The following is a 10,075-nucleotide window of genomic DNA, read 5'->3' on the forward strand; positions in this document are numbered from 1 at the left end:
AAAGTGCCAGCCATTGCGGGGATCGGGGGAAAATTCAGGTACTTTTTCCCTGAAAATTAGGTAGTTGACCACCTGAAAATCGGTAAAACCCCACACCCCACACCCCACACCCCACACCCTGCCCCTAGGAAAAGCTTTTTGCCGCAAACCCTATTTAGGGTTTGCGGCAAAAAGTAGGGGCGAAGCATTCGGATAGAAAATCTCCGGTTTCACCGATAGGTTATGCCCGAATGCTTCGCCCCTACAGGACGCGATCGCCGCTCAAGTGGCCAGAAAAAGCCAGATCAGCAGTCTCGATTACCTTTAATAGCTGTTCGATGCGGTTTTCCGTCGGGGGGGCCAAACAGGGAAAAACGGCTAAACCGGGGATTTGATTAGCCACCTCGGTGACAGCCACATCAAGGGTGACTAGGGGTAAATTAGCTAGGGTTTGCGACTCGCTCAAGGTTTGCAGATAAGAGTATAAATCTTCTGCGATCGAACTATCGATTAAGATAGCGTCCACCTCCCAGACACCAGCTAAAAGTTCCGCCTGTTCGCAACTATCGGCCTCAATAAAACGATAATTCTCCCGAACTAATTGATTATTCCAAATCCAGCTAAAGGAAGATAAATCGGAGAAATTGGGGGCATAATGGCCGTGTAAACGCAGCAGAGTCGGAGCAGTGCGCCGTTTGCGGCTAGGAATGGGGGAAACGGTCAGATTCAGGCAAGCTTGCAGAGCTGCCGAGGTGATCGGCGGAACCAGAAAACTATCGGCCCCTTGCTGTTGACTGCGGTTGCGCTCGGAATCAGCGGCGGTGACAATAACTTTCATATCTTTGGTTTGGGGATGGGATTTCAGCAGCGTTAACACATCCCAACCGGACAACAGGGGTAGATTGGGATTGAGAAAAACACAACGGGGTTTTAACTGACGGGCTTTTTCGATCGCTTCGGTCCCGCTACGGGCGATAATGGCTTTTAATCCCAATTCACTTAAGCGATCGACAAACTGTTCGATCACTTGGGGATTAGCTTCCACCACTAACACCAGACGCTGGGGAGTGGCGGACTCCTGCTCGGCACCTTGAGGATCAACCGGCAGCAGTAAAGTGAATTGACTGCCTTCCCGGTCCTTGGAGACAAAGGATAGATCGCCACCGTGACAGCGCGCTAATTTTTGGCTGAGGAGTAAACCTAAACCTGCACCCTCAAATTGACGGGTGAAAGGACTTTCTAGCTGTTGGAATTTCTGAAAAATCAGATGCTGGGATTCTTCCGGAATACCGATCCCCGTATCCCAGACGGTAAAAGCCAGCCAATTTTCCCAACGATTGACTTTAATGCCGAAATTACCGCCATCAATGGTGAATTTTACCGCATTATCTAACAAATTCACTAACATCTGTTGTAAACGGGCTTCATCGGCCAGGGCATAATCTAACCCTGATTCAATGTCAAGACGATAGCTGCCGGGGAGATCGAGACGTTGGGGATACTTATCGACGATGGTATCGTACACCCGTTGACAGAGGCGATCGATTTTGACTCTAGCTAAAGTTAATTTTAGTTGTCCTGTCTCCAGGCGGGTTAAATCGAGGAGATCATTGACCAGAGCCATCAACTGGCGACCGCTGCGATAGATTAAATCGGCATATTTCGACTGTCGGGGGTTAAGTTCACCGATTTTTTGTTCCCGCAGCAGATTGGAGAGACCGATCACGGCGGTGAGGGGCGATTTAAACTCATGGCTGACACAGGCGAGAAATTCATCCTTAAGACGATTTAAATGGACTAAATCGGCATTTTTAACCGCTAATTCCTGACAATATTGCTGTTGTTCCGTGATATCGGTGGCCAACAGTAACCACAGTCCCGAAGTTTTCTCGAGCAAGGGATAATTATCCGCCCAATTTAACGGCGCGGACAACAGTCGCCAAGTCTTGGTTAAACCCGATGTCACCGTTTCTAGACGCTGGGGAAACAGGGGAGGAGTGGGGGATGGGCGGGTTAAGGGGTCATTAACCAAAGCAAAGGGAAAGTTATCGATATTAGCGGGGAAAGCCGCCCCGATTTGTTGACACCAAGCCTGATTTTGGTATAAAATTCCCGCTTCTGGACTGTAGAGCAGCAGCGGCAGCGGTAATTGTTCCAGAAATTCCAGAGGACGATCGCTGCGGGGGAGGGAATTGCGATCGCTGATGCGGGGCTGCGGGGGAGGATCATCGAGAATCGAGTACCCGAGACAAAATTGGAGAAGTTTGCCCGTGTCTAAGCGTCCTAACAGTTTGCCCTGAGCATCCACTAAAATGGGGACTAAGGCGAGCGCTTCTCCCGTCAGGGTTGCCAGAAACTCACTTACGGCCATGCGAGCGTTAAGAGGGATAATCGGACGCAGCCAACCGCTCAGATCCAGGCAGCTGGAGGAGGGGTTTCTGGTTTCGGGGTGCTGTTGTTGATAGAGGAGGTAAGCAATCAGGGTTTGACTCTCAATCAGTCCTAGGGGACAATACCGCTCATCCACCACCACGATCGCTTCTGGATTGCCCGTATTAATTAAATCGCAAAGACTTGCCCGGTCAATAATTAATTCACAGGCAGTGACGGATTGATTAAAGTGATGGAGGCTGAGGGTAACGCTAGGCATGGGGATAATTGGGTGGGCGGTGGCGGTAACTTTAGGGCATAATTAGGGTTTGCGGCAAAAAGTTTTTCGGTGGGGGCAGGGTGTAGGGTGTAGGGTGTAGGGTATAGGGTTTTACCGATTTTCAGGTGGTCAATTACCTAATTTTCAGGGCAAAAGTCCCGGAATTTTCCCCCTGCTCACTCCCATCCCCGGCACTTTTGGATTTCAAAAAGGTCTAAAAGTATTATCCAACAAGGTTTTTAGATTTATTCAGCCAGCCCTAATTAACAAACTGATGGCCAAACTATTAGTAGTCCTAGAACTTGAATCTACCTTGATTATGACGCTTGCTCATCTAGAGGACCGCTCCATTGATTACAATTAACTACAATACCCACTGCCAAAAAGCAAAGTTAACTTTAACTTCCCCGATCTGATGGCGAGGGGGTTGTCTTCTCAACAGAGAAAGCCTAACCTATAGTTTGTTATTTTCTATCTACCTTGCGGGTGAGAAAACGTTGCCTCCGAGACTGACTATTTATGCTTTTGTCCCAACGGACCCACCCTTGACGGGAGTGAGTTCACCTCCGGGGCTGGTTAATTCTTTGACGGCTTTATTGGCTAATGAACGCTATCATCTGACCCTAGGGTCGTCTTCTAGCGAATTACTGGCTAATATCGAGGCACAGAAGGAAAAAATCGATTGTTTGCTGGTGGTCTTTCATCCTTCCCTACAGCCGACTTTTAATCAACTCTACGAAGGGGGGATTTTACTGCCAGTAGTGATCATTGTCGCTGACAAGAACATCACTGCCGAGACGAATGACTCTCCCACCTGTCTCTATCATAGTGCCGAATTACAAATTACCGTCAAGGAATTAGACAGCATCACCTCGGTAATCGACCAAGCGATCGCTCGATTTCTCCATTTAGCTCCTAATTGCTCTTTTTCCGAACCTACCACGATTGTTAACCAACCAAATCCCGTGGAAAATAATCACAGTTTTCTCCTCCTACAACAGCGCCGTTTAGCGGAAAAATTAAAAGAAAGACTCGGCTATTTAGGTGTTTACTACAAACGCAACCCGCAGCTATTCTATCGCAATCTTGCCCCAGAGGAAAAAAACGAATTACTGCGGGAATTAAGAAGAGATTATCGGGAGATTATTTTAAATTACTTCCAACAGGATTATCCGATTAATCAAGCGATCGATGAGTTGGTTAATAATGTCTTTTTTACCGATCTCTCAGTGTCGCAAATTCTGGAAATTCACATGGAGTTAATGGATGAATTTTCCCAACAGTTAAAATTAGAAGGCAGAAGTGAGGAAATTCTCCTAGATTATCGTCTCGCTCTCATTGATATCCTTGCTCACTTGGGGGAAATGTATCGTCGTTCCATACCTCGCGAGGATATCCCTTATGATTTATTATTGGGAATAGACTAAAATCTCCCCAATAAATAACAATAAACTCGTATCCCCAGCCCCTTTTATCTTAACCTATGAGCGTCTTTAAAAAAACCTATGTTTTAAAACTGTACGTCGCCGGCAATACCCCCAACTCCGTGCGTGCCTTGAAAACCCTGAAAAATATCCTAGAAGAGGAATTTCAGGGAGTGTATGCGCTCAAGGTGATTGACGTGCTGAAAAACCCGCAACTAGCGGAGGAAGACAAGATTCTCGCTACTCCTACCCTCGCGAAAGTCCTCCCTCCCCCGGTGCGGAAAATTATCGGTGATTTGTCCGATCGAGAGAAGGTTCTGATCGGTTTAGACTTACTGTACGAGGAAATTCGTGAACGAGAAAATGATAGCTAGGCCTTCGGCAATAGGTGATTAGACGGGTTATATTTATTGAAGGAGAAATGATCGGGGCGTAATCTAGTACGTTTATGGGAAAGTCAAGAGTCAAGGGACATCAAGATGGTATAAAGTATCTAGTCAGGCCTGATATGTTTCTGTGGAAAAATTAGATAAAAATCCTACTCTTTAAATATTCGCTGGATAAATAATGACTCAATCTAACTCTAATAGCCAATTGAATCCACCGATTAAACCGAAAGGTGTTCGCAAAATTAGAACCCTAATTGAAGGTTTTGATGAGATCACTCACGGTGGTTTACCCATGGGGCGAACTACCTTAGTTAGTGGCACTTCTGGCACGGGAAAAACCCTGCTTGCTGTGCAATTTCTCTACCACGGGATCAAGTATTTTGACTATCCGGGACTGTTTGTTACTTTTGAAGAATCTCCCACCGATATTATCCAAAATGCCTATAGTTTTGGTTGGGATTTAGAAGAATTAATTGACCAGGGTAAGTTATTTATTCTCGATGCTTCTCCGGATCCGGAAGGTCAAGAGGTGGTGGGTAGTTTTGATCTTTCGGCCCTGATCGAGCGCATTCAATACGCAATTACCAAATATAAAGCAAAACTGGTATCAATTGACTCTGTAACTGCTGTTTTTCAGCAGTACGAAGCGGTGTCAGTGGTGCGGCGGGAAATTTTTCGGCTCGTGGCCCGGTTAAAATTATTAGGAGTGACTTCAATTATGACCACGGAACGTATCGAAGAATACGGAGCGGTGGCCCGTTTTGGTGTAGAGGAATTTGTCTCTGATAATGTGGTAATTATGCGGAACGTCCTAGAGGGAGAAAGACGACGCAGAACGGCGGAAATCCTCAAATTACGGGGAACAACCCACATGAAGGGGGAATATCCCTTTACTATCACCAATGATGGCATTAATATCTTCCCCCTCGGTGCGATGCGTTTAACTCAGCGCTCCTCTAATGTCCGCATTTCTTCGGGAGTAAAAACCCTCGATGATATGTGTGGGGGCGGTTTTTTCAAGGATTCGATTATTTTGGCTACAGGAGCAACCGGTACGGGTAAAACTCTCTTAGTTAGTAAATTTCTGGAAGAAGGCTGTAGGCGCGGTGAGCGGGCGATTTTGTTCGCTTATGAAGAATCTCGCGCCCAATTGTCCCGAAATGCTTCTTCTTGGGGGATCGATTTTGAGGAGATGGAACGCAAGGGATTATTAAAATTGTTGTGTTCTTACCCGGAATCGGCGGGATTAGAAGACCATTTACAGATGATTAAGTCGGAAATCTCGGAATTTAAACCCTCCCGTATTGCCATCGATTCTCTATCGGCGCTCGCGCGCGGGGTGACAAATAATGCTTTTCGGCAATTTGTGATCGGGGTGACAGGATACGCCAAACAGGAGGAAATTACGGGATTTTTCACCAATACTACCGACCAATTTATGGGAGCGCACTCGATCACCGAATCCCATATTTCTACGATTACCGACACGATTTTAATGTTGCAGTATGTGGAAATTCGCGGCGAAATGTCGCGAGCGATTAACGTCTTTAAGATGCGTGGTTCTTGGCACGATAAAGGGATTCGTGAATATACTATCAGTCAGGATGGGGCGGATATCAAGGATTCTTTCCGCAATTACGAGCGGATTATTAGTGGTTCTCCAACTAAAATTAGCGTCGATGAAAAGAGTGAATTATCGCGGATTGTTCGCAATGTGCGCGAAAAATTACAGGATGAATAATCGGGGGTTGACTGATGGAGATTATTTTGAAGGGCGATCGGGTAAAGTTGGTCTTAGGGAAAATAACCACCAGATCAACAAACCTAATAAAATCCAGAGAATATCTTTAACCAGGCGAATTTTTAAAAACTGTGCTTTCTAGATTTTTTGTCCTCAATCCAGACTTTTGGGGGGTAGAACCCCCCAAACCCCGGAGCGCATTAGTTTTTCGGTGGGATGCTTACACGCAGTTGTTCATATATTTGTACTAATTTAAAAGTTACTGATAATACTAAATCTGGTTATTAAAGACTGATTATTTATTCCCCTTTTTGCATGAGCGCATGAGTACATGAGTGCCTATCCTGATATGTTACCTATACTCAACGGATTTAGTATGATTGAGATTATTTTGAAGAGCGATCGGGTAAAGTCGGTCTTAGGGAAAATAACCACCAGATCAATAAACCTAATATAATCCAGAGAACATCTTTAACCCGGCGAATTACGGAAATCGCTAAACCTAATTCTAGACTGCCGGTTAAGGAAGCACCCAGCAGCACTAAAGAACCTTCTAAAGTACCGATATTAGCAGGAATAAAAAAGGTTCCAGCGCGCACTAATTGGGCAACAGAATCAAATAACCAAGCATCGGCAAAACTAATCGGATGTTGGAGAAACTGCATTAAAACATAGATTTCTAAAACTCCGAGAGGCCAATTGAGAAAACCGACGATCAAGCCATTTCTAAATAGGGGCAGATTACGATAAAATTCCCCTAAACGATCATCGACACTGCGAAGATTTTCTAAAGGTTTAACTAGGCGATCACCTAAAAAAGAATGACCTAATCGATTAACTATTCTGGAGGATAAACGGAATCGCTGAATCAAGAAAAATATCAGGATACAACTGGAGAATATAGCAAGACTTAATCCGGTAAAAGTTTTAAAAGAATTGGAGAATTTTGGGGAAGCTAGGAGCAGAAAAAAACCGATAATTGCAAAGAAGACAAGGGAAGCAGTATTTAATGTCTTGGTCAGAATAATCGAGGCACTGGTTTCTTTATAGCTAATCTGATAGTGAGTTTTCAACATCACTGCTTTAAAACCTTCTCCTCCCAAAGAAGCGAAGGGAGTCACGCGATTAAAGGCTGCCCCTACCATGTAAATTAATAATAGGCGAATTGTCCATCGAGGTTGGATAGGAATGCTTTTAAAAGTTAGTTGCCAAGTAAAAACATCGGTGAGGAATTCTAGGAAATAAAAAATAATTACTAATGTCATTCCCCACCAACCGACTAGGGTGATTTGTTGCCAAACTTCTTGCAGATTTGTTTTGCGTAAAATTACCCCTAGTAAAACAAAACCTAAACCCAGAAAGATAAATTTAAGATATTTCATAAGTAGTCGTGCAAAATTAATTTCTTGGTTAGGATATAGGCAAAAGGCAAGAAGTAGTTATACTAAATCCTGTTTAAAAGATATAAAAGAGCGGGAATTATGACTTAAGTAGCTGGTTATAATTAAATTAAAAATGGATTTTAGGTTCGATCCCCCCTGCCCCTCTTGATAAGGTAGGGTTGATTCATGAATCAACCCTACCCTTGATAAGGAGGGTGTCTGATAATTTTTAACGCCTACCTACTTATGACTGATAACTGATAACTGATAACTGATAACTGATAACTAAAAATAGTTCCAACGTTGAATAAATGGTAGCCAATGGGATTCGACTAACTCGATCGCTTTTGGGTCTGGGGGATAATTATTTTTTTTATATCCTTGCAGACTAGCGATATATTTCTCAAAGCGAGGCATAGATATTTTTAAGTCGGGAAGTTGCAGTTGATCGTAGATTTTCTCGATTTGTGCTAGGGGTTCTTTTTCTAAATCTTCAAAACGAATTTCTACAAAACTATCGGCGGGTAAATCGGCACTATCTCGCAGGAGAGAATTGATCATTGGGGGATAACTTTTTAGAATTACCTGCTCGATTTCATCTGTGGATAAATTATCGTAGGATTGCAGTGCTAGTTCTGGTAGGATGCGGGTAAAAAAGTGGCGGGTTGAGGGAAAAACTCGATAGGGATTGCGGTAGATATGAATAAATTTAGCATCGGGCCAGATAGCTCGCAATTTGGCAATGTGTGCCGCATAAACGTGGTTTTTGATTAGTAATTGTTTGCCTCTTTGATGGATGGAAACTTTTTTTAATAGATGAGTATGCCAACGCTGCCAAGTGGCGATTTCTTTCTCGCTGCAGCCCTGAAAAAAAACCCCTCGATCGAAATGGTACTGAAAACGTTGGGGAAAGTATAAACCATGGTAGTAGGAAAGGGGGATCATGCTGGCCAGGGCGATCGAGTCTTCTTGGGGTGAATCGGGAGTAACAGCGACGTTATCCACATGGCGATCGCTCGGTAGGGCTAATTCTAGCAGCGGTTGAAATAAGCGGACGATACCGAGGATATCCCAGGGTAATCCCACCGCTAGGGGCGAAATATAGCCAAATTGCTCCGATTGACCGAGTAAATTGTGCAGATGGGTCGTGCCGCTGCGCCAATAGCCGACAATAAAAATGGGTGCTTTTACCTGCACGCGGCGCTCATAAAACCCTGTCATCAAAATTCGTTCTAGGGTAGAAAAAGGCAGTCGCGCCAGGGTAACTGCCAGCGCCAGGGTTGCCGGGGCGAAATTGGGGCGATCGATGCCGCCATTAGTCAAAAATAAACGTAATAGGGTACTAAGGTTACTACCACAAAGGGGATGAAACAAACTGGACATATTAACTATTTTTTAGCGTTTTTTTGGCGGATAGCTTGGCTGGCCAAGGTTTTGCCGAATTCCCAAGCGGCCCCTAGGGCTGATTCATTCTAACAAATCGCAAAGCCTGAACCACTTGTTATCAAGCCATCTTTGCCCCTTTGTAATGGATAAAAGGATAAAGGATAAAAAGCCTAAACCTCTGAAAAGATTTAGAGCTATAGTTGGGAGAATTGACAAATTACTAACAGCTTGAAAGTCAGTTAAAGGTAAAGTATCTTCCTTAAAAATTACGTCTTTTACCCAGTGCAACTGATTTTCTATGTTCCAATGACCTCGAATTTTTCGAGCAAAAGTTTGAGCACTTTCTACCAAACTACTAATGTACTAGGCACAATTATAATACCCTTCTCCCCCTCTTTCACCATACCTTTCCACTTTGATATAACTTTTAATGTGTTCCCAAACATTATTAAAGGGATGAGTTACATTAAAGACTGATGTTAGAAGTGTTGAACGTTGAGAAAAGTCAGACAAAAAATGCTATTATAGATAGAATCTAGACAACTTATTCCCCCTCACAATAGGGAGTTTGCCCTGATGACGAATTTCTCAAAACTCATAAAAGAGCTTCTCAAACCACTGCCTAAAAATTACTACCCCGCTTGGCTCTTCGTTACCCTTTATGCTAAATCAACATACAAGATGCCAAGATAACATACTTCTAACCCAAAAATTCCGAAAGTTTCTAAAGCCATAGGCTCTCCGTTTTATTAGTTTCAGTTTATTGTTGATTCCCTCGACCACCCCATTCGTTGTCCTTCGCTCAAAATAACTAATGATTTCTCCAAACCAGTTTCGGATTTTTTGACAACTCTTGGTAAAAACACTGGAGGATTTTGCCAACCATTCTGAGATAGATAGCAGTCCTTCTGTCGGATTCTCTGAGGTTTCATAAATCTTTCTAAATTCTTCCTTTAACTCGTGCATCTTTTTCAAATTTGGTCAATTCTCTGGTGGTGATTCGGTAGTAGTGATGGCGGCTTAATCCTTTGCTTTGCTGTGCATTGTAGTCATGGATAAAATACCAAAGGGTTCCCCAACGTGATTCTCCATTTTTTTAGAGAAAGATAGACTCTCTCTCACCA

The 10,075-nt window shown here is 43.8% G+C and carries 6 protein-coding genes and 2 pseudogenes; 3 read left to right on the forward strand and 5 right to left on the reverse strand.

What is annotated here, in order from left to right; translation table 11 throughout:
• Positions 1-241: 241 nt before the first annotated feature.
• On the reverse strand, positions 242-2,629 hold the full coding sequence (locus O9290_RS08590) for an ATP-binding response regulator (protein ID WP_288055148.1): 2,388 nt from the start codon (positions 2,627-2,629) through the stop codon (positions 242-244).
• 497 nt (positions 2,630-3,126) lie between these two features.
• On the opposite strand from O9290_RS08590, the gene O9290_RS08595 reads away from it, so the two are divergent.
• The 3 genes from O9290_RS08595 (at position 3,127) to kaiC (ending at position 6,183) form a co-directional block, all read left to right on the forward strand.
• Positions 3,127-4,056 (forward strand): circadian clock protein KaiA, encoded by a 930-nt coding sequence (locus O9290_RS08595; protein ID WP_288032703.1) that lies wholly within the window; start codon positions 3,127-3,129, stop codon positions 4,054-4,056.
• Between the two features lie 56 nt (positions 4,057-4,112).
• Complete coding sequence (kaiB, locus tag O9290_RS08600) at positions 4,113-4,427, forward strand: circadian clock protein KaiB (RefSeq protein WP_002733742.1); 315 nt, start codon at positions 4,113-4,115, stop codon at positions 4,425-4,427.
• Between the two features lie 193 nt (positions 4,428-4,620).
• Positions 4,621-6,183 carry a circadian clock protein KaiC gene (kaiC, locus tag O9290_RS08605; RefSeq protein WP_002760201.1) on the forward strand — a complete coding sequence of 521 codons (1,563 nt, stop codon included), beginning with the start codon at positions 4,621-4,623 and terminating at the stop codon, positions 6,181-6,183.
• A gap of 386 nt (positions 6,184-6,569) precedes the next feature.
• Here the strand turns inward: kaiC and O9290_RS08610 are convergent, their stop codons facing one another.
• From O9290_RS08610 to O9290_RS08625, 4 genes and pseudogenes are all read right to left on the reverse strand, one after another.
• Positions 6,570-7,565, reverse strand: a complete 996-nt coding sequence (locus O9290_RS08610; protein ID WP_288055150.1) for a lysylphosphatidylglycerol synthase transmembrane domain-containing protein — start codon at positions 7,563-7,565, stop codon at positions 6,570-6,572.
• Between the two features lie 285 nt (positions 7,566-7,850).
• Positions 7,851-8,948 carry a sulfotransferase family protein gene (locus O9290_RS08615; RefSeq protein ID WP_288055152.1) on the reverse strand — a complete coding sequence of 366 codons (1,098 nt, stop codon included), beginning with the start codon at positions 8,946-8,948 and terminating at the stop codon, positions 7,851-7,853.
• Positions 8,949-9,032: 84 nt separating this feature from the next.
• Positions 9,033-9,425, reverse strand: a pseudogene (locus O9290_RS08620) (ISAs1 family transposase); the annotation flags it as partial.
• A 195-nt stretch (positions 9,426-9,620) separates the two neighbouring features.
• Positions 9,621-9,932 (reverse strand): annotated as a pseudogene (locus O9290_RS08625) (ISL3 family transposase); the annotation flags it as partial.
• Between the last annotated feature and the right edge of the window lie 143 nt (positions 9,933-10,075).

Source organism: Microcystis sp. LE19-41.2A, assembly GCF_027530405.1.
Classification (GTDB): Bacteria; Cyanobacteriota; Cyanobacteriia; order Cyanobacteriales; family Microcystaceae; genus Microcystis; species Microcystis aeruginosa.

Bases quoted from the DNA above. Each gene is read 5' to 3' on its own strand.
- O9290_RS08615 (WP_288055152.1), bottom strand. From the start codon at position 8,948: ATGTCCAGTTTGTTTCATCCCCTTTGTGGTAGTAACCTTAGTACCCTA.
- kaiC (WP_002760201.1), top strand. From the start codon at position 4,621: ATGACTCAATCTAACTCTAATAGCCAATTGAATCCACCGATTAAACCG.
- O9290_RS08610 (WP_288055150.1), bottom strand. From the start codon at position 7,565: ATGAAATATCTTAAATTTATCTTTCTGGGTTTAGGTTTTGTTTTACTA.
- kaiB (WP_002733742.1), top strand. From the start codon at position 4,113: ATGAGCGTCTTTAAAAAAACCTATGTTTTAAAACTGTACGTCGCCGGC.
- O9290_RS08590 (WP_288055148.1), bottom strand. From the start codon at position 2,629: ATGCCTAGCGTTACCCTCAGCCTCCATCACTTTAATCAATCCGTCACT.